The sequence below is a fragment of the Pectobacterium sp. S5 genome (genome assembly GCF_051707265.1).
Classification (GTDB): Bacteria; Pseudomonadota; Gammaproteobacteria; order Enterobacterales; family Enterobacteriaceae; genus Pectobacterium; species Pectobacterium polare.
In genome coordinates, this window is sequence record NZ_JAULSZ010000001.1 from 608,314 (window position 1) to 629,947 (window position 21,634).

General features: G+C 52.9%; 22 protein-coding genes and 1 riboswitch. Of the genes, 7 read left to right on the forward strand and 15 right to left on the reverse strand.

Annotated elements, in window-relative coordinates; all coding sequences use genetic code 11:
• Position 1 precedes the first annotated feature (1 nt).
• From moaD to moaA, 4 genes are all read right to left on the reverse strand, one after another.
• The gene (moaD, locus tag QWJ20_RS02805) at positions 2-247 is read right to left on the reverse strand and encodes a molybdopterin synthase sulfur carrier subunit (protein WP_433991785.1); all 246 of its coding nucleotides are present in this window, start codon (positions 245-247) and stop codon (positions 2-4) included.
• Complete coding sequence (gene moaC, locus QWJ20_RS02810; RefSeq protein WP_262252553.1) at positions 244-738, reverse strand: cyclic pyranopterin monophosphate synthase MoaC; 495 nt, start codon at positions 736-738, stop codon at positions 244-246. The genes moaD and moaC overlap by 4 nt, the downstream gene beginning before the upstream one ends.
• 18 nt (positions 739-756) lie before the next feature.
• Positions 757-1,275, reverse strand: coding sequence for a molybdenum cofactor biosynthesis protein B (gene moaB, locus QWJ20_RS02815; protein WP_010297666.1), 519 nt, complete (start codon positions 1,273-1,275; stop codon positions 757-759).
• Positions 1,276-1,309: 34 nt separating this feature from the next.
• A complete protein-coding gene (moaA, locus tag QWJ20_RS02820) occupies positions 1,310-2,299 on the reverse strand; it encodes a GTP 3',8-cyclase MoaA (protein WP_226301985.1) in 990 nt (329 codons plus the stop codon).
• A riboswitch (molybdenum cofactor riboswitch) is annotated at positions 2,287-2,435 on the reverse strand. Its footprint overlaps the gene before it by 13 nt.
• Before the next feature lie 412 nt (positions 2,436-2,847).
• Here moaA and yvcK point away from each other — a divergent pair.
• Complete coding sequence (yvcK, locus tag QWJ20_RS02825) at positions 2,848-3,780, forward strand: uridine diphosphate-N-acetylglucosamine-binding protein YvcK (RefSeq protein ID WP_039484424.1); 933 nt, start codon at positions 2,848-2,850, stop codon at positions 3,778-3,780.
• Here the strand turns inward: yvcK and QWJ20_RS02830 are convergent.
• From QWJ20_RS02830 to bioB, 9 genes are all read right to left on the reverse strand, one after another.
• Positions 3,756-4,187 carry a glyoxalase gene (locus tag QWJ20_RS02830; RefSeq protein ID WP_433992374.1) on the reverse strand — a complete coding sequence of 144 codons (432 nt, stop codon included), beginning with the start codon at positions 4,185-4,187 and terminating at the stop codon, positions 3,756-3,758. The two genes, yvcK and QWJ20_RS02830, sit on opposite strands and share 25 nt — an antisense overlap.
• 28 nt (positions 4,188-4,215) lie before the next feature.
• Complete coding sequence (gene uvrB, locus QWJ20_RS02835; protein WP_433991786.1) at positions 4,216-6,228, reverse strand: excinuclease ABC subunit UvrB; 2,013 nt, start codon at positions 6,226-6,228, stop codon at positions 4,216-4,218.
• Positions 6,229-7,010: 782 nt separating this feature from the next.
• On the reverse strand, positions 7,011-7,436 hold the full coding sequence (locus QWJ20_RS02840) for a hypothetical protein (RefSeq protein ID WP_109412086.1): 426 nt from the start codon (positions 7,434-7,436) through the stop codon (positions 7,011-7,013).
• A complete protein-coding gene (locus tag QWJ20_RS02845) occupies positions 7,437-8,129 on the reverse strand; it encodes a hypothetical protein (protein WP_219680182.1) in 693 nt (230 codons plus the stop codon).
• A gap of 80 nt (positions 8,130-8,209) precedes the next feature.
• Positions 8,210-8,689 carry an Hcp family type VI secretion system effector gene (locus QWJ20_RS02850; protein WP_095699083.1) on the reverse strand — a complete coding sequence of 160 codons (480 nt, stop codon included), beginning with the start codon at positions 8,687-8,689 and terminating at the stop codon, positions 8,210-8,212.
• Between the two features lie 274 nt (positions 8,690-8,963).
• On the reverse strand, positions 8,964-9,644 hold the full coding sequence (gene bioD, locus QWJ20_RS02855; protein WP_433991787.1) for a dethiobiotin synthase: 681 nt from the start codon (positions 9,642-9,644) through the stop codon (positions 8,964-8,966).
• Entirely contained in the window at positions 9,637-10,398 is a 762-nt protein-coding gene (bioC, locus tag QWJ20_RS02860; protein ID WP_433991788.1) for a malonyl-ACP O-methyltransferase BioC, read from the reverse strand. Before bioC ends, bioD begins: the two co-directional genes overlap by 8 nt.
• On the reverse strand, positions 10,379-11,536 hold the full coding sequence (gene bioF, locus QWJ20_RS02865; RefSeq protein ID WP_433991789.1) for an 8-amino-7-oxononanoate synthase: 1,158 nt from the start codon (positions 11,534-11,536) through the stop codon (positions 10,379-10,381). Before bioF ends, bioC begins: the two co-directional genes overlap by 20 nt.
• A 39-nt stretch (positions 11,537-11,575) precedes the next feature.
• Positions 11,576-12,613: a biotin synthase BioB gene (gene bioB, locus QWJ20_RS02870; RefSeq protein ID WP_433991790.1), complete on the reverse strand. Its 1,038-nt coding sequence runs from the start codon at positions 12,611-12,613 to the stop codon at positions 11,576-11,578.
• Positions 12,614-12,708: 95 nt separating this feature from the next.
• On the opposite strand from bioB, the gene bioA reads away from it, so the two are divergent.
• The 6 genes from bioA (at position 12,709) to QWJ20_RS02900 (ending at position 19,700) form a co-directional block, all read left to right on the forward strand.
• Positions 12,709-14,013 (forward strand): adenosylmethionine--8-amino-7-oxononanoate transaminase, encoded by a 1,305-nt coding sequence (gene bioA, locus QWJ20_RS02875; protein WP_433991791.1) that lies wholly within the window; start codon positions 12,709-12,711, stop codon positions 14,011-14,013.
• Positions 14,014-14,199: 186 nt separating this feature from the next.
• Positions 14,200-14,607, forward strand: a complete 408-nt coding sequence (locus QWJ20_RS02880; protein WP_014914903.1) for a CidA/LrgA family protein — start codon at positions 14,200-14,202, stop codon at positions 14,605-14,607.
• Entirely contained in the window at positions 14,607-15,305 is a 699-nt protein-coding gene (locus QWJ20_RS02885) for a CidB/LrgB family autolysis modulator (RefSeq protein ID WP_433991792.1), read from the forward strand. The genes QWJ20_RS02880 and QWJ20_RS02885 overlap by 1 nt, the downstream gene beginning before the upstream one ends.
• A gap of 32 nt (positions 15,306-15,337) precedes the next feature.
• Positions 15,338-16,654, forward strand: coding sequence for a PD-(D/E)XK nuclease family protein (locus QWJ20_RS02890; protein ID WP_433991793.1), 1,317 nt, complete (start codon positions 15,338-15,340; stop codon positions 16,652-16,654).
• 251 nt (positions 16,655-16,905) lie between these two features.
• Positions 16,906-17,796 carry a cytidine deaminase gene (gene cdd / locus QWJ20_RS02895; protein WP_433991794.1) on the forward strand — a complete coding sequence of 297 codons (891 nt, stop codon included), beginning with the start codon at positions 16,906-16,908 and terminating at the stop codon, positions 17,794-17,796.
• A 206-nt stretch (positions 17,797-18,002) separates the two neighbouring features.
• Positions 18,003-19,700, forward strand: coding sequence for an NAD-dependent malic enzyme (locus QWJ20_RS02900; protein ID WP_095994217.1), 1,698 nt, complete (start codon positions 18,003-18,005; stop codon positions 19,698-19,700).
• A gap of 58 nt (positions 19,701-19,758) precedes the next feature.
• On the opposite strand, the gene gsiD is transcribed toward QWJ20_RS02900, so the two are convergent.
• On the reverse strand, positions 19,759-20,664 hold the full coding sequence (gene gsiD / locus QWJ20_RS02905) for a glutathione ABC transporter permease GsiD (protein WP_095699074.1): 906 nt from the start codon (positions 20,662-20,664) through the stop codon (positions 19,759-19,761).
• A gap of 9 nt (positions 20,665-20,673) precedes the next feature.
• Positions 20,674-21,594 (reverse strand): glutathione ABC transporter permease GsiC, encoded by a 921-nt coding sequence (gsiC, locus tag QWJ20_RS02910; protein WP_039480114.1) that lies wholly within the window; start codon positions 21,592-21,594, stop codon positions 20,674-20,676.
• Between the last annotated feature and the right edge of the window lie 40 nt (positions 21,595-21,634).

The window sequence follows — 21,634 nt, forward strand, 5'->3', positions numbered from 1 at the left end:
ATCAACCTCCCGTTACCGGTGGGAAAAACGCCACTTCATCGCCGTCCTGTAACGGGTGCGTGAGCTCAACCAGCGACTGATTCACCGCAGCCAGCAATTTGCCGGATTCTAGCGCCAGCGCCCAGCGTGCGCCGCGTTGGCTTAGCGCCTGTCGCACGTCTTCTACGGTGGCATATTCGGCAGGCAGCGACAGGCTGTCTGTCTCGATCAGTTCACGGACTTGTGCAAAAAACAGAATCGTAATCATACGCCCTCCGCGGTAAAGTCGCCTGATTTGCCGCCGCTTTTCGCCAGCAGACGCACCGGACCAATCACCATATCTTTCTGCACGGCTTTGCACATGTCATAGATAGTCAGCGCAGCGACGGAGGCCGCTGTCAGCGCTTCCATCTCCACGCCAGTTTTTCCTGTCAGGCGGCACACAGATTCGATACGAACCCGATTGTGCTCCGGCTGTGCTTCCAGCTCGACAGCAACTTTACTCAGCAGCAGCGGATGACAGAGCGGAATCAGTTCCCAGGTGCGTTTCGCCGCCTGAATCCCAGCAATGCGCGCGGTGGCGAACACATCGCCCTTGTGGTGGCTGCCGGCAATAATCATCGCCAGCGTCTGCGGTGCCATTTCAACGAAAGCTTCCGCGCGGGCTTCGCGCACGGTTTCAACTTTGGCGGACACATCCACCATCGCGGCTTCGCCAGCGGCGTTAATGTGGGTCAATTGTGGCTTAAGTGATGACATAGTGAATAAGGCTTACCGTTAAGAGGATTTTTTCAAGTGCGGGTAAAAATTGCACGGCTTCTGGCGCGCATCCAGCTGTTCCTGAATGATGCGTTCCCATGCGGTTCGACAGGCGCGAGTCGACCCCGGCATGGCGAAAATCACCGTCTGGTTAGCCAGACCGGCAAGCGCGCGGGATTGCAGCGTCGCCGTACCAATATCTTCGTACGACACCATGCGAAACAGCTCGCCGAAACCTTCAATTTCGCGGTCGAACAAGACGCCAATGGCTTCCGGCACCACATCCCCTGCGGTGAAGCCCGTCCCACCATTAATCAAAATGCCCTGTACCTCGTCGCTGGCAATCCACGCCGAGATCTGCGCCCGAATCTGGTACAGGTTCTCTTTCACGATGGCGCTGTCGACAATACGATGCCCCGCAGACTGCGCCGCTTCGCGCAGATAATCGCCGGAGGTGTCGTCTTCCGCCGTACGGCGTTCGGAAACGGTCAGAACCGCAAGATTGAGAGAAACAAATTCGCTGCTGACTTTGCTCATGTCAGGCTCCTTTAAGAATCAGTGATGTCGCGGATTAACCGCCGATAAATGACAGGTTTTGCGTGATGCCGCTATTCCCTTCATGCAGGAAATGGGTCTGCTTTTTCGCCGACAGCCCGCCCGAGATACGCATTTTCAAATCATCAAGGTGACGATCGTCGGCCAGTAAATCACGCAGCGGAATGCCCTGTTCGCCAAAGAGACACAGATGAAGATTCCCTATGGCAGAGACTCGCAGGCGGTTGCAGCTCAGGCAGAAATCTTTCTCATACGGCATAATCAGCCCAATTTCGCCCTGATAGTCAGGATGGCAGAACACCTGCGCAGGACCGTCGCTGCGTGCGCGTTGTTGCTGCTGCCAGCCTTGTTGCAACAGTTGCTGGCGGATCACCTCGCCGGAAACGTGGTGACGGCGGAACATGTCGCCCCCCTCTCCCGTTTCCATCAGTTCAATAAAGCGTAGTTGAATCGGGCGGTGTTTAATCCAGTCGAGGAAGGTTTGCAGGCTGCCCGCATTCACATCACGCATCAACACCGTGTTAACTTTAACCTTGGCAAAGCCACAGTCAAAGGCGGCGTCGATGCCGTCCATCACCTGACGGAATTTGTCCTGCCCGGTAATCGCGTGAAACTGACGTGCATCCAGACTGTCCACGCTCACGTTCAGCGCCGTTAGCCCCGCATCACGCCACTGTGCGGCATCCCGCGCAAGGCGATAGCCGTTGGTGGTGACCGCCAGCGTACGAATCGCGGGGTTTTCACGAATGGCTGCGATGATATCGACAAAGTCCCGGCGCAGAGACGGTTCACCACCAGTGAGGCGGACTTTTTCCGTCCCTAATTCGGCAAAAGCGCGGCTGACGCGACGAATTTCATCGAGTGATAAAAAGCGATGTGGATTAGTGCCATTGGCCTGATAACCATCCGGCAGACAGTAGGTACAGCGAAAATTGCAGACGTCTGTGATAGACAGACGCAAATAGTAGAACTTGCGCGCAAACGCATCAGTCAGTTGACTCACCATAAACACCTTTCCAAATACGGGAGATGCAGACATTTCTGCCTCGCACCCTGGTGACCGCGAAGGCCACGGCCAGGGCACCGTATCACGCGCACTACGCGCATCACTTAGGCACCAAGGCTAGGAGTTTGATTCCTATCAGTTATCCGTTAAACCGCAGCGAGATAACCAGTCAAGAATCGTGATTTCATTAAGCAGTCTACTGCGAAAAAGCACAATCAACCACTCTCAAAATTCGCTATATAATTAAATATATAGCGTGTTTTCAATATCTTATGATGTACAGCATACGGAAAAATACGTATCAGAAATTGTCTCAGGTCATGCCTACGTGAGGATTTTTCGCGTTTTAAGGTTAAATCAGCTACCTTAGCGACAATTCTTATACCCTAAAGAATTCGAGTTTCAGGCAGGCGGCAAGAGAAGGCATCCCGATGAGCTTACTCAGGTAAGTGATTCGGGTGACTTAGCGCAGCCAACGCACAGGCAACTTGAAGTATGGCGGGTATACACGTTATTCATATTCCTCTGGCTCATTCATAAGGTTTTCTATGCGCAATCGCACGTTGGCCGACCTCGACAGGGTTGTTGCACTCGGAGGCGGACACGGTTTAGGTCGTGTGATGTCTTCGCTCTCTTCCCTGGGTTCACGGCTAACCGGCATTGTCACGACGACAGATAACGGCGGTTCGACTGGCCGCATCCGTCGCTCTGAAGGCGGCATTGCCTGGGGCGATACCCGCAATTGCCTGAATCAACTGATTACGACGCCCAGCGTGGCGTCCGCGATGTTTGAGTATCGGTTTAACGGTAACGGTGAACTTGCTGGGCACAATCTGGGTAACCTGATGCTAAAAGCGCTCGATCACCTGAGCGTGCGGCCGCTGGAAGCCATTAACCTGCTCCGTAACCTGCTCAAAGTGGATGCCTTTTTAATTCCGATGTCCGAGCATCCTGTCGATTTGATGGCGATTGATGAACAGGGCAACCCCGTTTATGGTGAAGTCGAGATCGATCAGCTGGCAGCCTTGCCGCAGGATTTGATGCTGTACCCGACGGTGCCGGCCACGCGCGAGGCGATTGATGCCATCGCAAAAGCAGACCTGATTTTGATTGGTCCCGGCAGCTTTCTAACCAGCCTGATGCCGCTGCTGTTGCTGGAGGATCTGACACAGGCACTCCGCCGCACGCCCGCTCCTATGGTGTACATCGGCAATCTGGGCAATGAGCAGAGCAACCCCGCCGCCCGTCTGACGCTGGTGGAGAAGCTATCCTGGATTGAACACAAGGTAGGGAAACCCGTGGTTGATGCCGCAATCGTCGGTCCAAAAGTCGATATCAGCCAGATTGGCGACCGGCTGGTCGTACAGCAGGCGCTGGCCGCAGAAGATGTTCCTCACCATCACGACCGTGAGTTACTGCGCCAGGCCATCGATCGTGCGCTACAGCTGTTGGGCTCTCAATCCCGCAGCCACGGCGTATAAGTCACACCAATCAGAATACCTTCGGGACTCAGGAAACGCGTGACCTGCTGTCCCCAAGGCTCAAGACGGTTTTCCACCAGTAACACATAGCCTTGCGCTTTCAGCGTGCTGGTCGCTTCCACCATATCAGCCACTTCGAACTCCAGCCAGCTTTGCGGTTCAGGAAGATCCGCAGGCCAACTTTCGTGCCCGAAACAGGACTCGCTAGCCTGTGACAGCGGCCACAGCGCGAAATGCTTCACGCCATCCATCTCGTCGCTCACCAGATAGTCGCTCCCTTCCGCAACAGGCTTCAGCGGCAACTTCAGCGTATCGACATAGAGCGCATGGCTGTCAGAAAGGGATTTCACGATCGGCCCGAAACCCGCCACAAACAGCACTTCTACACCCGGTATAGTCTGATCCATCATTGATCCTCAGTGAGCGCTTGCATCGTTAGGATACGGCGATAAATTGTGCGCGCAGTGCGTGTACTTCATCGCGCAGAGCGGCCGCCTCTTCAAATTCAAGGTTCTGCGCGTGCGTCAACATCTTGCTTTCCAACTCGCGGATTTTCAGCTCCAGCGCCTTCGGCGTCATGAGTTCATAACCTGCTGCTGGCTCTGCCGCTTTACGACTCCCACGCCCTTTGCCTTTGTTCGTCGGTTTACCGAGTTGCAGGATATCGGAGATCTTCTTATTGATTCCCTGCGGCACAATCCCGTGTTCGGTGTTGTAGGCTTCCTGTTTTTCGCGGCGGCGCTCCGTTTCACCAATCGCTTTCGCCATCGACGCCGTAATCCTGTCACCGTAGAGAATGGCTTTGCCACGCAGGTTACGTGCCGCACGGCCAATCGTCTGGATCAGGGAACGTTCAGAGCGCAGGAAACCCTCTTTATCGGCATCCAGAATTGCCACCAGCGATACTTCAGGCATGTCCAGCCCTTCACGCAGCAGGTTGATCCCCACCAGCACGTCGAACTCACCAAGGCGTAAATCACGGATGATTTCCACACGTTCGACGGTATCGATATCCGAGTGCAGATAACGTACCCGCTCGCCGTGTTCTTCCAGATATTCAGTGAGGTCTTCCGCCATTCGCTTGGTCAGCGTGGTTACCAGCACCCGTTCATTAATTGCAGCACGCAGGCGAATTTCGGAAAGCAGGTCGTCCACCTGGGTTGCGACAGGTCGCACTTCGATGATTGGATCGAGCAGCCCGGTGGGGCGCACCACCTGATCGATCACGTCACCACCCGATTTTTCCAATTCATAGTTACCCGGCGTCGCAGACACGTAGATCGTCTGTGGAGCCAGTGCTTCAAATTCTTCAAATTTCATCGGTCGGTTATCCAGCGCCGAAGGCAGCCGGAAACCGTATTCGACCAGCGTCTCTTTACGCGCGCGGTCACCGCGATACATACCACCGATCTGGGGCACGGTGACGTGGGATTCGTCAATGACCAGCAGCCCGTCCGCAGGCAGATAGTCAAACAGCGTCGGTGGCGACTCGCCAGGGCCGCGACCGGAAAGGTAGCGTGAGTAATTTTCGATACCGGAGCAGTAACCCAGTTCGTTCATCATCTCCAGATCAAACTGCGTGCGCTGGCTCAATCGCTGCTCTTCCACCAGTTTGTCATTGGCCAGCAGCACCCTTTTACGGTCGGCCAGTTCAACCTTGATCTCTTCCATCGCCTGCAAAATACGCTCACGTGGCGTGACGTAGTGCGTTTTTGGATAGATGGTATAGCGCGGCACCGTCTGAAGGACGTGGCCCGTCAGCGGGTCAAACAGCGACAACCGCTCGACTTCTTCATCGAACAGTTCAACACGCAGCGCGATTTCGTCAGATTCCGCAGGGAAGATATCAATCACCTCACCGCGCACGCGGAACGTACCGCGCTGAAACGCCTGATCGTTGCGGGCATACTGCAATTCGGCCAGACGTCGCAAAATAGCGCGCTGGTCAATCAGCATCCCCTGCGTCAGATGCAGCATCATTTTCAGATAGAGATCGGGATCTCCCAGACCATAAATTGCGGATACCGAGGCCACGACGATCACATCGCGCCGCTCCAGCAGCGCTTTTGTTGCAGAAAGACGCATCTGTTCGATATGTTCGTTAACCGACGCATCTTTTTCAATAAAGGTGTCTGAGCTTGGAACGTAGGCTTCTGGCTGATAATAGTCGTAGTACGAGACGAAGTACTCGACGGCATTATCAGGAAAGAATTCTTTCATTTCGCCATACAGCTGGGCTGCCAGCGTTTTATTCGGTGCCAACATCATCGTCGGCCGATTGAGGTCGGCAATGACGTTGGCGATCGTGAACGTCTTACCTGAGCCCGTCACCCCAAGCAGCGTTTGGTGCGCTAACCCGTCTTCCAGACCCTCTTTTAAACGACGAATGGCCTCAGGCTGATCGCCTGCCGGTTTAAAGTCTGAATTCAGTGTAAATACTTTACTCATCGTTAAGCACGCTACTTATCGTTATTACCCATCGCGCAATGCGACGTTCGTGGGTGGATGCTCGGAACTTGATTTTGAATGCCAATGACATTTTGAATGCCAATGACGAAATTCGCCACCGCAATGATACTGGATATAAAAACAGCATCAAGGAAATTATCGCTGGATTGGATGATTAATCGACAAATGAATTTGCTAGCACATTCATATTCAATCTACCAGATAAAATCATCATGATTTATCCCCAGATTTGGTAAAAATGTAACATACGGGGATGACCGGTGACGTTAATTTATGCAACTACGCCCCATTGATGTTCAAGACGCTTGATTTTACTTAAGCATATGATAATAAATAGATTAGCAAAACCGTGGAGAATAGCGTCAACCTGGCGACAGGCCGCGCCAGCTCTCGGTTAGGCCGTGTTGTCTATCCATAATTCACATAGTTATCCACAGAAATGGTGGATAACTCCCACAACCCCGCATCAGCACTGAGTTAGAGAAATACCCGCTTCATTCGCGATCCCCCCTGATATGGATTTTCTTCACACTCTTTCTGTGATTTATCGCATAAGTATTAGACGGAAAAAGACTAAAAACAGCAGAGAGCTAAATTGCAACAATTCAGGCATGGCGGGGAGTTAGAGGAAAACTCAAGAAGGTTTTAGCTATTAATCGGCATAAAAATGTAAGTTTTACAGTCGTGAAACAGATGGCGGTAAAAAACAACAAAAACCGTTGCTTGATTAGACGCAGGCGAAGGGTTGTCAACAGTCACCATCACAGTCTTCTTGGCAGCACAACTTCCATACCGACCTTTCTTCCCTTCGCGTCGACAAAAATCACTACCGTTTTCGTTTTATCCTTGCTCAACCATTCTTCGCCGTTTCCCTCCACCTTCTCAAGGGTGCAGCCGATGGAAATAAGGTAGTCTCTCAATGAGGCAATATCCACGGTGTTTTCAAAATACACTGCGCTCACTTCCGATGCAGGGCCCTCTTGAGGTGCGTTCACAAACTGATAAACCTCCGATATACGAGGTACACCTTTGACGATATCGTCAGTGAGTTCTTCGTAGAGGGCTTTGTCTTCCATGGTGTAGTGTTTACTTTCAAGATCAAAGCCTGAAAAAAACCAAAATAGCAGCAGTCCCACGACGGCACTGGTAATGGCCAAATTCCGCAGCAAACGGTATAGCGTCGCCATTTATCCTCCAAAATAGCGCAGAATCACTTCGGATCCATCATCAACCGCGATACCCACCTTTTCAGATGGAATCGGAGCATAAGGCTTTATTGTCGTCATAAATGCAGGCAAAACCCCTAAATAGGGCCGAGCATTCGGGGTCTTCTCCGGATCGGGGAAGATCAGTGGCCGGAATGATTGATTCTTAAACGCACCGATAGGACCGTAAAAATCCCAGCGTTTTAATGCCTCATCCCTGCTAATCGGCTTAAGCTCAGAGAAATAATGCATACCATCAACAGCCCGATAAAAACCCAATAAATCTGAGACTAAATCTTCGCCGCTAAACCCGCTGTCCGTCATAAGACTAAACGGGAAAGCCCCCTGTAACCCCTCAAAGCGATAAGCTACTTTCATCATCATCGCTAACGCAATACTGAACTGCTCGCTACGCGATACACCTTTTTTGATGCGCCAGACGGTATATTTAGATGTACCGATTTTTTTATTAAATTTCCGCATATCCTGAAAGTATGTCACATCATAATAAGGCCTGCCCCCACTCTCACCGGTCTCAAATTGAAGTAGTAACGATCTGATATCGTTGCCTTGGGCATGACCTAAATCAACCCAGCCAAGCACTTCGGTATAAATTAGTCCACGCTTGCTCAACGTTGCCGCTGGACCATCAACAATCTCCGAACGTTTACTCATAAAGTCCTCAATGCCCCCTTATTTACGGGCAGCAAGCAGGAAAATAGAAATAGCCAGAATAAAATGAATCAGTCATCACTTCACATAACGGTATCTTGCCAAAACAGATAGGAACTGGTGCGTGCAGCCACATGTTCCCATTCGATGGTGTTAAACTTAAAAGATACGCTTTCACTCGGCTGCAAATCGTTATGCGTTAAAGAATTAGGATACACAGCATTAATGCCAGAAATAATGCCCCCTAATAACCTTATTTTAAAATACAGTTCATTACCGCCCGCCATGGCTGTCCGATAAAGAGACAGATCACAGGTTAATTTTTCTTTATCGCCCAAAGCCTGGGATAATAACGGCGTGGATTTATCGATGGGTTTTCTGATTTGAAGGGGATAGAATGAGACGTTATCTTCCCGCATAACGCTGGTATTTAATTCGTAAACAAAAATCTCATCTTCGTGTCCAGACTGATGCAGGTTGCCTATCGACGCCATGGTGGAACACCCTGCTGATATCAACCCTTGTTTATCGCCATTAAGTGAAAGATAAATAATATTCGCCATGATACATTCCTTGAATCACGTTAGCTGTTCGAATAAGAACTTTTAATAAAAATATTTCTAATAAAGATTACGGAGTTTATTCTATCACTATTATTTCACAAACGACCAGTCATTAATAAAACATAGCTTTTAAAACAAGCAATGGATTAGCTCTTTCATTAAAAACACCGAACTAATCCATTGAGTGAAGGAATAATAAATAACGCCATTATCATTCAGCATGAAATTATCAGCTGAGAATAAAAAACATATCCCATTTTTTTAGTGACGTTACTCATTTCGCTAATAACCCAATATCAATATACTGCCCCAAATCATGCTGCTGAAGATCCGATATATAAGGAATTTCGCCAAGCATCGGCGCGGGTAGGCGCTGTTGCAGCGTTTGCAGATACGGCTGGTGCCATTTTCCCGGTGGCGTGATGTCATTAGCAATCCAGCCGCCAAGGCACAGGCCAGCGTGTTGAATGGCGTGGGCCGTTAGCATCGCGTGATTAATACAACCCAGCTTGATGCCGACCACCAAAATCACGGGAAGCTGTTCCTGTACCACCCAGTCGGCAAACGTATCCTGCTCTGACAGCGGCGTAAACCACCCACCAGCGCCCTCGACCAGCAGCCAATCTGCCTGCGTTTCTAATGCCCGTAGCCCTGCGGACAATGCCGAGAGATGGATAGGCCGCTGCTCCACCGCACTGATAATATGCGGTGACGTCGGCTCCATAAACGCCATCGGGTTCACCGCCTGATACTCCAGCCGGACACTGCTATTAGCTTGAAGCGCCAGCGCATCGCTGTTGCGAATGCCATCGGCTGTCATTTCACAGCCAGATGCCACGGGTTTATAGCCTGCGGTACGATATCCAGCCTGATTAGCAGCCTGAAGTAACGCCGTACTCGCGACCGTTTTCCCAACCTCGGTATCCGTGCCCGTCACAAACCAGCGCTCAATCACGATAAATCACTCCATAAACCAGTTGATAGCTGAGCGGGTAGCCGCCCTGCTCTTGCGGATAGTGGGCAGACAGCGCCGCCAGACGTGCCCGGCTCAATAGCCCCGGCGTACGCCCTTCGTGCAGCCAGGTCGCGCCAATCCCCTTCAGCGATTTCATCAACGTCAATACATCAGGGAAAAGGCAGACTTCACGTTCTTGTACTAAATGATGTCGGTAAGGCTGGCAGGCTGCGTCGATAGCGGAGAGCGGCAGAAAGCGATTCGTCCGCTGCGTGCCGTCCAGCCGCTGCCACGCCTGTGACAGTTCGCTTAAGGAGCCGTCCGCCAGCGTCGCAAACGCAATCACGCCCCCCGGTCGTGTAACCCGATACAGCTCGGCCAGCGCACGCGGTAACGAATCACACCACTGCACGGCCAGATTGCTATAGCTGATATCCACACTGCCATCAGCCAACGGCAGGTTTTCAATATCCCCTTCCTGATAGCAGTCTGCTGAGTCCAATTCACGGGCATACGCCAGCATCTCCACCGACAGATCCAGAGCAGTCACATGTTTACCAGTCTGACGCCAGTGGCGGCTAAAATGCCCGGTTCCGCACCCCGCATCCAGCACCTGTAGACCGCTGTGTGGCGGCATCAATGCCAGCAGACGTTCTCCGCTAGTACGTTGCAGCTCGGCAAAGCGATCGTAACACCCCGCCGCCCGCCCAAACGCCTGCGCAATCGCCTGCTTGTTATAGTTTTCTGTCAGCATGGTGCAATACCGTAAGCAAGCGACTGATATCTTCCGGCTGATGTTCCGCCGTCAGCGTAATCCGCAGACGCGCGCTGCCGACAGGCACTGTCGGCGGGCGCATCGCACTGACCCAGACGCCCTGTTCACGCAGATGGCTCATCAGTGCCATTGCCCGCACATTCTCACCGACAATCAGCGGCTGAATCGCGCTCTGTGAATCCATCAGTTGATAGGACGAGTTGGAAAAGCCCGCGCGGAACTGGGCGATGTTGCGTCGCAACGCATCACGCCGCTCGTCGCCCTGTCGGATACAGTTGACCGCCGCGCTCAGCGCACAGGCCTGCGCCGCAGGCATCGAGGTGCTGTAAATCAAATGACGAGCGAATTGCAGGAAGTACTCGGCCAGCGGTTCGGCGCACAGTACCGCCGCGCCGCTCACACCGAACGCCTTGCCAAACGTGACAATCAGCAGTTCAGGCTTGACGCCCTGCTGCCAACAGCTGCCGCGACCTTCATCACCCAGTACGCCAATCCCGTGTGCATCGTCCACCATCAACCAGGCATCGTGCGCTCGGCACTGGGCTTGTAGCGCTGACAGCGGGGCGGTATCACCATCCATACTGAAAACGCCTTCGGTCACCACCAGCGTCTGGCCGTCCGTCGGTTTTTCCAGCAGCGCTTGCAGGCTATCGACCTGATTGTGCTTAAAACGGCGCAGCGTCGCGGGTGACTGTGCAGCCGCTTCCAGCAGTGAAGCGTGGCTGAGCTTATCGGCAAAAATACGATCTTCCGCCTGTGCCAGCGCCGCCACCACCGCCTGATTCGCGGCATAGCCGGAAATAAACAGCAGCGCACGCGGGTAGCCCAGCCAGTCGGCAAGCTGGTTTTCCAGCGCGGCATGGGCATCGGTATACCCCGTCACATGCCCGGAACCGCCGCTGCCAATACCGTATTGCTCAGCGCCCTGCTGCCAGGCACGTACAATCTCCGGGTGGTGGCTCAGCCCCAGATAGTCGTTGCTGGAAAAATTCAGGTAGCAGCGGTCGCCCTGCATCAGCCAGCGCCCGCTACCGCCTTGATTCACCCGCCGCACACGGTAGGCATCATCGCGCTGGCGTTGTACCAGCGCGGCGTCAATACGTTGCTGCCAGCTCATGATGCAGCACGCCTTACCCGACGGTTTGCAGGCTGGACGTTATACCGCAGCATTATAAAACTGCTCGCTATCGGCGTTAATTAGCTGTTCGGCCAGCCGTTGCTGCTGTTGGTTATCCCCAAACTCAGTCCCCGTCTGCTGCGGATTCAGACCTAACTTGAGGAACAGCGCCAGATCTTTGTCTTCTTTCGGGTTTGGCGTCGTGAGCAGTTTGCAACCGTAGAAAATGGAGTTCGCACCGGCCATAAAGCACATTGCCTGCGTTTGCTCGCTCATCTGCTCGCGTCCGGCAGACAGGCGCACATAGGAAGCTGGCATCATGATGCGCGCAACGGCAATAGTCCGAATAAAATCAAACGGATCGACATCATCGTTATCCGCCAGCGGTGTGCCTTTCACCTTCACCAGCATGTTGATCGGCACGCTTTCCGGCGGCGTCGGCAGGTTAGCCAGTTGCACCAGCAGCCCGGCGCGGTCGCGCACGGTTTCCCCCAACCCAACAATGCCGCCGGAACAGACTTTAATGCCCGCGCCGCGCACTTTATCCAGCGTATCCAGACGCTCCTGATACGTGCGGGTCGTGATGATGCTGCCGTAAAATTCCGGCGAGGTATCGAGGTTATGGTTATAGAAATCCAGTCCGGCAGAGGCCAAACGCGCGGCCTGATCGTTGTGCAGCGTCCCCAGCGTCATGCAGGTTTCCATCCCCATCGCTTTCACGCCTTGCACCATCTGTTCCAGATACGGCATGTCGCGCTCGTGCGGATTTTTCCACGCCGCGCCCATACAAAAGCGCGTCGATCCTGCGGCTTTCGCCTGACGGGCAGATTCCAGCACCTGTTCAACCTGCATCAGGCGTTCGGTATCAATCCCGGTGCGATAGCGGGAGCTCTGCGGGCAATATTTACAGTCCTCAGGGCAAGAACCGGTTTTGATCGACAGTAACGTACTAACCTGCACCTGACGGGGATCAAAATGCTGACGGTGGATCTGCTGCGCTTCAAACATCAGTTCCAGAAACGGTTTATTAAATAAGTCTTGCGCTTGCTCAAGCGTCCAGTACATGCGGCCAGCCATCTCGGCATCTCCAAACTAAAAACGTTTCGCCAGTGTAAATTAACCCGATATACTGTCAACCAAATAGAGTCCATTTTGGTTTACGAAAGATCACCATGAATCCAGAAGACCTTGCTTTTGACCAGCGCCACATCTGGCACCCCTACACGTCAATGTCAGAACCGCTGCCCTGCTATCCGGTCGTATCAGCCAGCGGCGTCGAGCTTCAGTTGAACGACGGGTGTCGCCTGATTGACGGTATGTCGTCGTGGTGGGCAGCGATTCACGGTTACAACCATCCGGTAATCAATCAGGCGGTACAGGCTCAGCTCAGCCAGATGTCGCACGTGATGTTCGGCGGGATCACCCATCCGGCGGCGGTGGCGCTGTGCCGCCAACTGGTGGATATCACGCCAGAAGCGTTGGAATGCGTGTTTCTGGCCGATTCCGGCTCGGTCGCCGTCGAAGTGGCGATGAAAATGGCGCTGCAATATTGGCAGGCACGCGGTGAAGCCCGTCAGCGCTTTCTCACCCTGCGTCATGGCTATCACGGTGACACCTTCGGTGCGATGTCCGTGTGCGATCCGCAAAATTCGATGCACAGTCTGTATCAGGGCTATCTGCCAACCCACCTGTTTGTCGATGCACCACCCTGCGCCGCTATCAACGAAGGCGGTTTTACCGACGACTGGCAGGAAGCGGAGATCGTGCCGCTACAGGCGATGCTGTCAACGCACGCCCATGAGATTGCGGCCGTCATTCTGGAACCCATCGTACAGGGTGCAGGCGGCATGCGTTTCTACCATCCGGCCTATCTGCGTCGGGTACGGGAACTGTGCGATCAATGGGGGATCTTGCTGATTGCCGATGAGATCGCCACCGGATTTGGCCGCACCGGCAAGCTGTTTGCCTGTGAGCATGCGGGAATCTCACCCGATATTATGTGTCTGGGAAAAGCACTTACCGGCGGCTATATGACGCTCTCTGCCACAATAACCACCCGAATAGTTGCGGAAACCATCAGCAACGGCGCGGCAGGCTGTTTTATGCACGGCCCGACATTTATGGGCAATCCGCTCGCCTGTGCGGCAGCCAATGCCAGTTTGTCGCTGCTGGCGGAAAACCGCTGGCAGGAGCAGGTCAAACAGATTGAACGGCAGTTGCGAGAAGCGCTGCAACCCTGCGCGGATTCGCCGCTGGTGGCGAACGTTCGCGTACTGGGCGCTATCGGCGTGGTGGAAACGCAGCGTCCGGTTAATATGGCGCGGCTACAGCGTTTCTTCGTTGAGCGCGGCGTGTGGATTCGCCCCTTTGGTCGACTCATTTATCTGATGCCGCCGTTTATCATTCAGCCTGATGAACTGCGTAAGCTGACCGACGCGGTCTGTACCGCGATTCATGACGAACGGCTATTTGACTAACGACTATTTGGATCAATGACGTATTGGGATCAACAAAGGCCTGAGTGTGGCACGTTTGATGTCGCACCCAGGCCATTCACCTGATATCCCCTGCCATGCGTTGCCGCATAACGTTAGCAATGTGCGCTGTAGCACGTAAATTCCATTAGCGTTATGATAATCCCCTCAGCTAATCAGGAATTTCCCATGCGTAATACGTTCATCGTGTGCTGGCAGTATTTACGCGCTTTCGCATTGATTTATCTCTGCCTGCTGGCAGGCAATGCGGTATCCGCGTTACTTCCGTTCACTATCCCCGGCAGTATCATCGGCATGCTGGTCTTGTTCATCCTTCTCGCCTCGCAAATTCTGCCCGCGCAGTGGGTGAAACCGGGTTGCCACCTTCTTATTCGCCACATGGCGCTGCTGTTCGTCCCCATCGGCGTCGGCGTAATGAATTATTACGATCTGGTCAGCCAACAGTTTGGCCCCATCGTGGTTTCCTGCCTGATCAGTACCTTTATTGTGATGTTGGTTGTGGGTTTCAGTACCCAGATAATGCAGCGTGAACGAGCCGTGGCTGGCGATCGTACGCCGCCGAAGGATAATGAATAATGTTCAGCTATTTGTGGTGGTCGCTGCCCCTCACTCTGATTGTCTTTTTCGCCGCGCGTAAACTGGCCGTGCTGACCCGAATTTCCCTGTTGAACCCACTAATGGTGTCGATGGCGATTATTATTCCGCTGCTGCTGGTGTTGAAGATTCCCTACGAGCACTATTTTCAGGGCAGCAAAGTCCTTAACGATCTGCTGCAACCGGCGGTGGTCGCGCTGGCGTTCCCGCTTTATGAACAGCTGCACCAAATTCGCGCGCGCTGGAAGTCGATTATCAGCGTGTGCTTCATCGGTAGCCTGACCGCCATTATCTCCGGCACGCTGGTGGCGCTGTGGATGGGGGCATCGCCAGAAATTGCCGCCTCGGTGCTGCCGAAATCCGTCACCACACCGATTGCGATGGCCGTCGCCAGCTCGATTGGTGGGATTCCGGCTATCAGCGCCGTCTGCGTGATTTTTGTCGGTATTCTCGGCGCAGTCTTAGGCCACAGTGTGTTCAACCGCGTCGGTATTAAAACCAAAGCCGCACGTGGGCTGTCGATGGGCACGGCCTCACACGCACTCGGTACGGCGCGCTGTGCGGAGGTTGATTATCAGGAAGGCGCATTCAGTTCGCTGGCGCTGGTCATCTGCGGAATCATCACGTCGCTAATTGCGCCGTTAGTCTTCCCTCTACTCTTGCACGTCGCTGGCTATTGAATGTTCGATAAATAAAAATGGAAAAATGAGATATGGATGCACAAACATTTTACGAATTTCTCACGGACAAGAAGTTGCTAGAATTACGAGAAAGGTTGCGTATTTCAGATAACATCCTTGATGTCATCACCCTCAGCGAAAACCAACATTCCGATATGCTCGCGTGGTGCCTTAATCCTAATGAAGGACACTGCCAAGGCGATGCCGTGATCAAAGATTTTCTGACTGCGGCTTATCAGGCTGGCCATGAAACGAATACATGTTTCAATGAAGAATTCTTTAAGAAATGGACCCCAGGCCGTATCCAGACCACGAGCTTTGGTTCGGCTTTTGTGACGCGTGAATTTAGTATTAAAGACCACGTAGGTTCAAATCGTCGCCTCGATCTCTTTTTGATCGACCCGAAAAACCAGTTCATCGTTATCATTGAAAATAAAGTCGGCGCGAAATTATCCAATAAGCAACTCAATGGTTACTACAAGACCGTTCAAATCGCCTTTCCTCGTGAAACTTCGTTTAAAGGTTACAAATTTGCTTATGTGGTTTTGGATAAAAAATTTGAAACCTACAGCGAGGAAAAATTAGAGTCGTTGGATAATACGTGGGCATTTCTAAGTTATCAATGGCTGGAAAAAGCCGCCCAACGCGCTCGACTCCAGTTACAAAACAACAATGCTGCGGCACAATTGTTAATGGCCTATTGCCAAAAGCAAGCACAGTGGCAAAGCGCGAATGAAGAAGAGACCTCTGAACTGTCAGCTCAACTAGCTTCCCGATATGAAGCAGTAGTCAATCATTTTTCCTTGTTAACCGCTAAACCACTGGCAGATTGGAAGCCACGTAATTTAGAAGGCGTTAACGGTGAAGCATTGCTCTTTTTCCAGCAAAATAAGCAATTGTGCCATCAGCTTATTCAGGCAAAAGGTATTGCGGGTATTTTGGTTAGCCTACGTAAAGCCCATCCACACTTGACGGAAGAAGATCATTTTCTCATAGGGAGAACCTGGTTTAATGTCACAACACCAGCGATGCTTTCACTCGCGCAGGATGATGACTATTGGCCACTTTATGTAAGCATCGTCCGGGAAAATGGTGCTAATTCCCCTTTTACTATTTCACTTATTTACTACGAAGAGAGCCTATCGGAAGCATTGTGCGATACTCAGGCGCTGCATACCTTGTTTTCCTCTTATTACCCTGAACTCGCCAGGAAACAACGGCGACAGTGGAAAACTATCGATAAAAAAGAGGGAATTGCGGCGCGTTACGTGGCTAAAGAGGTACAAGCATTGATTTGCGATGCGGAAAAACGGCTGGAGAAAGCCAGAGAGGAAAAGATCATTTTCTGATTCAGCCCACACCATGCTGGTGAAAAATCACAGCTAAACAGAAAGGTATATAACAGCTACCTCGTTATATGCCTTTTATTTTCGCCCCTACGGCGAGGAGAGGTTACGATAGCCACCATAAAATTGAGATACATCTCGCATTTAGCAGTTAATTTGCAGCCCTTTCATTCAACAAAGAGATTTTTATCACAATTTATTGCTACTCTGCTCCCTAACATGACGTCATTGACGGGTAAAAAGAGTACGCCGATATGCATCCACGATTTGAAAACGCCTTCCAGCAATTACCTGCCAGTCTGCAAGCCGCGATCGGTCCTTTGATCGATAAACCAGATTTCGCCGCCATGCTCACCGCAGACGACGTGAATGCCGTCTGTGAAGCCAGCCAGCTAGACGCCGACGCGTTGGCTTTTGCGCTGTTGCCTCTGGCAGCGGCCTGCGCACAAGCACCTATCTCGAATTTTCAGGTTGGTGCGATTGCGCAAGGACTCAGCGGCAATTTCTACTTTGGTGCCAACATGGAGTTCAGCGCGGTTCAGTTGCAGCAAACGGTGCATGCCGAGCAAAGCGCCGTCAGCCACGCCTGGATACGCAATGAACGTGGGTTGCGGGCCGTGACCGTGAACTACACGCCATGCGGCCACTGTCGTCAGTTCATGAATGAATTACGTAATGCTGCGTCGCTACGCATTCAATTACCGGGTCGCCAGCCTGCCGTGCTCAGCCACTATCTGCCGGATTCCTTTGGTCCCGTCGATCTGCACATCGATACCTTGCTGATGGATGACGTCAACCACGGCACAACCTTGCAGAATGTGAACGCGCTTGCGCGTCAGGCGCTGGATGCCGCCAACCGTAGCCACGCGCCCTATAGCAAAGCCATCAGCGGCATTGCGCTGGAAACCTCAAGTGGCAACATTTATACCGGACGCTACGCAGAAAATGCCGCATTCAACCCGAGCCTGCCGCCTTTGCAAGTTGCATTGAATCTGATGAACCTTGCCGGCGAAGATGCGTGCACCATTAAACACGCGGCTGTCGTTGAGCGTCGTAGTGCAGTTGTCAGCCACTGGGCCATTTCGCAAATTATGCTGGCCGAATTAGGCTGCACTGACATTGAACACCACTTTATTGAGGAATAACGGCAGAGGTCAGCACAGGATTTCAGCAAAGGGAAGTGTGAGAAACGAGAGGTGAATCGATAAAGCCTGCATTTTGACTAAGATGCAAGCCATCTGTAACTATTTAAATTAACAATTCCTGTACATATTTTCTGGGTAATTTAAGATCCGCAACAGTTTTGATCGACAACACCTGAGTTTTTTCTGTTATCCGAGAGTAAAAAGTCATGGAATTAGAATACGAAAGCAAACGTCCTCTCCATATTCCCTACGCTGGCCCAATATTGCTTGAATTTCCCCTGCTGAATAAAGGCAGTGCGTTTACTGAAGAAGAACGCGCTAACTTTAACCTGCATGGTCTGCTGCCTGAAGCCGTCGAAACCATCGAAGAACAGGCAGAACGCGCCTGGCGTCAGTACCAGGAATTCAAACACGATATTGAAAAACACGTGTACCTGCGCAACATTCAGGACACCAACGAAACGCTGTTCTACCGCCTGCTGGACGGTCACCTCAGTGAGATGATGCCTATCATCTACACCCCGACCGTTGGCGAAGCCTGTGAACACTTCTCCGATATCTATCGTCGCGCACGCGGCCTGTTTATCTCCTACCCTAACCGCGCACATATCGACGATATGCTGCAAAACGCCACCAAGCAGAACGTGAAAGTCATCGTTGTGACCGACGGTGAGCGTATTCTGGGTCTGGGCGACCAGGGTATCGGCGGCATGGGGATTCCAATCGGTAAGCTGTCGCTGTACACCGCCTGTGGCGGCATCAGCCCGGCTTACACCCTGCCCGTCGTTCTGGATGTCGGCACCAACAACCCGCAGCGCCTGAACGATCCGCTGTACATGGGCTGGCGCCACCCGCGTATTACCGACGACGAATACTATTCCTTCGTTGACGAATTCATTCAGGCCGTTAAGCGCCGCTGGCCGAACGTGCTGTTGCAGTTTGAAGACTTCGCACAGAAAAACGCCACACCGCTGCTGAACCGCTATCGTGATGAGATCTGTAGCTTTAACGATGACATTCAGGGCACAGCCGCCGTTGCGATTGGCAGCCTGATTGCCGCCAGCCGTGCAGCAGGCACTCAGCTACGCGATCAGACCGTCACCTTCCTGGGTGCGGGCTCCGCAGGCTGTGGTATTGCTGAGCAAATCGTCGCGCAGATGAAATCTGAAGGGCTGAGCGAAGAAGAAGCACGCGCACGCGTCTTCATGGTTGACCGCTTCGGTCTGCTGACGGACAAATTGCCGAACCTGCTCGATTTCCAGAGCAAGCTGGTGCAGAAAAGTGAACTGCTGGCTGATTGGGATTGCAACAGCGACGCGATTTCACTGCTGGAAGTGGTACGCAATGCTAAGCCGACCATCCTGATCGGTGTATCCGGCCAGCCGGGTCTGTTCACGGAAGAAATCATCCGTGAAATGCACAAGCACTGCGCGCGTCCTATCGTGATGCCGCTGTCTAACCCGACATCCCGCGTGGAAGCCCGTCCAGAAGATATCATTCGCTGGACAGAAGGCTCAGCACTGGTCGCCACCGGCAGTCCGTTCGCTCCGGTTAACTATCAGGGCAAAGTCTTCCCTATCGCCCAGTGCAACAACTCCTACATTTTCCCAGGTATCGGGTTAGGTGTTCTGGCGTCGGGTGCTAAGCGTATCACTGACGGCATGTTGATGGCCGCCAGCCGCGCACTGGCTGACTGCTCGCCGCTGGCGAACAATGGTGAAGGCGCTCTGCTGCCGGATCTGTCCGATATCCAGCAGGTGTCCAAGCGTATTGCACTGGATGTGGGTAAAGCCGCACAGCTGCAGGGCGCAGCCGTGGTGACCTCTGCTGATGCGTTGCAGAAGGCGATTGACCATAACTTCTGGCAACCGCAGTACCGCAGCTACAAACGTACCTCGTTCTAACTGTCTGACTGCTAAAAAGCGCGGTATTTACCGCGCTTTTTTTATCACTGCTTTTTATTCAGCTTTTCAATTTCGGGTCGAGCGCATCGCGCAGACCATCACCCAATAAATTAAACGCCAAGACCGTCAGAAAGATCGCCAAACTAGGGAAGATCGCGACGTGCGGGGCGATCACCATATCCGACCGCGCTTCGTTCAGCATCGCTCCCCATTCCGGCATCGGCGGCTGTGCGCCCAGCCCTAAAAATGACAGGCTGGCTGCCGTGATGATCGACATCCCAATGCGCATCGAGAAAAACACGACAATGGAGGACACCGAACCGGGCAGAATATGCCGAAATAGGATCGTCCGGTCGCTGGCCCCAATGCTGCGGGCCGATTCAATATAGGTAAGTTGCTTCAGCACCAGCGTATTACCGCGCACCAGACGGGCGAAAGCCGGAATGCTGAAAATCGCGACGGCGACAATCACATTCGCCATCCCACTGCCCATAATCGCCACAACGGCAATCGCTAGCAGAATACCGGGGAAGGCAAACAGCACGTCGCATAGGCGCATGATGATCCTGTCCGCCCATCCTTCGTAGTAGCCCGCCACCAGACCGAGTGTCGTGCCGATAATCATCCCGACCAGCACCGAGAGAATGCCCGCCGCCAGCGAGATACGCGTACCCATCAGGATCCGACTGAAAATATCACGCCCTAATGAATCCACCCCCAGCCAGTGTGCCGCCGACGGGCCTTCATTCAGGCGGTCATAATCGAAGTAGGTCTCGGCATCATAGGGCATCAGGTACGGTGCCAGAAACGCGATCGCAATCAGCAGCAGCACAAACACGCCAGCGGTGACCGCGACGTGCTGCCGAAGAAAGCGCCGCCAGAATTCACGCCACGGCGTACGAACCGATTTATCCCTAATGACAGGGAGCGTCGCCAGCATAGCGTTACGTCGCCAGTGTCTCATTCCCTTTCCTTATTTATAACGAATGGCTGGGTTAATCGCGGCATACAGCATATCCACCAGCAGATTGATCAGAATAAACTCCAGCGAAAACAGCAGCACTTCAGCCTGAATCACCGGATAGTCGCGCATCTCCACCGCATCCACCAGCAGCCGTCCTAGCCCCGGCCAGTTGAAGACCTTCTCCACGACAATTGAGCCACCGAGCAAGAAACCAAATTGCAGCCCCATCATCGTAACTACCGGAATCAGCGCATTGCGCAGGCCGTGTTTCACCACCACCAGCGATTCGCGCACGCCCTTTGCCCGCGCCGTACGCATATAATCTTCTTGTAAGACATCAACAAACGATGCACGGGTGAAGCGTGCCATCACCGCGGCAACCGCCGCACCCAGCGTCAGTGAGGGCAAAATGTAGTGCAGCCAGGTGTCTGCCCCCACCGTCGGCAGCCATCCCAGTTCAACAGAAAAGACCTGCATTAACAGCATGCCGAGCGCAAAAGCAGGGAAAGAGAGACCGGAGACCGCCAGCGTCATTCCGATTCTATCCGGCCAGCCGTTACGCCACACGGCAGACACGATACCGATCGCCATGCCAAAAATCACTGCCCACACCATGCTGCACACCGTCAGCCAAAACGTCGGCATAAAGCGCATGGCGATCTCTTCGGTGACCGGGCGTTTCGATACGATCGACGTGCCAAAATCCCCTTGCAGGACATTAGTAAAGAAGTGCCAGAACTGGTGCGGCAGCGGTTTATCTAATCCTAAATCCTGCCGGACCATCTCAATAACGGCAGCATCCGCTTCCCGCCCAGCGGCTAAACGCGCCGGATCGCCGGGTAACAGATGAACGAACAGGAACACCAGCACCATTACAATCAGGAGCGTGGGAATCAGTCCCAGTAGTCGTTTGATAAAATAATTCAGCATGAACAGTTTTCCACAGACATGCGTCGGACTCCCTATGAGT

Bases quoted from the DNA above. Each gene is read 5' to 3' on its own strand.
- moaD (WP_433991785.1), bottom strand. From the start codon at position 247: ATGATTACGATTCTGTTTTTTGCACAAGTCCGTGAACTGATCGAGACA.
- moaC (WP_262252553.1), bottom strand. From the start codon at position 738: ATGTCATCACTTAAGCCACAATTGACCCACATTAACGCCGCTGGCGAA.
- moaB (WP_010297666.1), bottom strand. From the start codon at position 1,275: ATGAGCAAAGTCAGCAGCGAATTTGTTTCTCTCAATCTTGCGGTTCTG.
- moaA (WP_226301985.1), bottom strand. From the start codon at position 2,299: ATGGTGAGTCAACTGACTGATGCGTTTGCGCGCAAGTTCTACTATTTG.
- yvcK (WP_039484424.1), top strand. From the start codon at position 2,848: ATGCGCAATCGCACGTTGGCCGACCTCGACAGGGTTGTTGCACTCGGA.
- QWJ20_RS02830 (WP_433992374.1), bottom strand. From the start codon at position 4,187: ATGGATCAGACTATACCGGGTGTAGAAGTGCTGTTTGTGGCGGGTTTC.
- uvrB (WP_433991786.1), bottom strand. From the start codon at position 6,228: ATGAGTAAAGTATTTACACTGAATTCAGACTTTAAACCGGCAGGCGAT.
- QWJ20_RS02840 (WP_109412086.1), bottom strand. From the start codon at position 7,436: ATGGCGACGCTATACCGTTTGCTGCGGAATTTGGCCATTACCAGTGCC.
- QWJ20_RS02845 (WP_219680182.1), bottom strand. From the start codon at position 8,129: ATGAGTAAACGTTCGGAGATTGTTGATGGTCCAGCGGCAACGTTGAGC.
- QWJ20_RS02850 (WP_095699083.1), bottom strand. From the start codon at position 8,689: ATGGCGAATATTATTTATCTTTCACTTAATGGCGATAAACAAGGGTTG.
- bioC (WP_433991788.1), bottom strand. From the start codon at position 10,398: ATGCTGACAGAAAACTATAACAAGCAGGCGATTGCGCAGGCGTTTGGG.
- bioF (WP_433991789.1), bottom strand. From the start codon at position 11,536: ATGAGCTGGCAGCAACGTATTGACGCCGCGCTGGTACAACGCCAGCGC.
- bioB (WP_433991790.1), bottom strand. From the start codon at position 12,613: ATGGCTGGCCGCATGTACTGGACGCTTGAGCAAGCGCAAGACTTATTT.
- bioA (WP_433991791.1), top strand. From the start codon at position 12,709: ATGAATCCAGAAGACCTTGCTTTTGACCAGCGCCACATCTGGCACCCC.
- QWJ20_RS02880 (WP_014914903.1), top strand. From the start codon at position 14,200: ATGCGTAATACGTTCATCGTGTGCTGGCAGTATTTACGCGCTTTCGCA.
- QWJ20_RS02885 (WP_433991792.1), top strand. From the start codon at position 14,607: ATGTTCAGCTATTTGTGGTGGTCGCTGCCCCTCACTCTGATTGTCTTT.
- QWJ20_RS02890 (WP_433991793.1), top strand. From the start codon at position 15,338: ATGGATGCACAAACATTTTACGAATTTCTCACGGACAAGAAGTTGCTA.
- cdd (WP_433991794.1), top strand. From the start codon at position 16,906: ATGCATCCACGATTTGAAAACGCCTTCCAGCAATTACCTGCCAGTCTG.
- QWJ20_RS02900 (WP_095994217.1), top strand. From the start codon at position 18,003: ATGGAATTAGAATACGAAAGCAAACGTCCTCTCCATATTCCCTACGCT.
- gsiD (WP_095699074.1), bottom strand. From the start codon at position 20,664: ATGAGACACTGGCGACGTAACGCTATGCTGGCGACGCTCCCTGTCATT.
- gsiC (WP_039480114.1), bottom strand. From the start codon at position 21,594: ATGCTGAATTATTTTATCAAACGACTACTGGGACTGATTCCCACGCTC.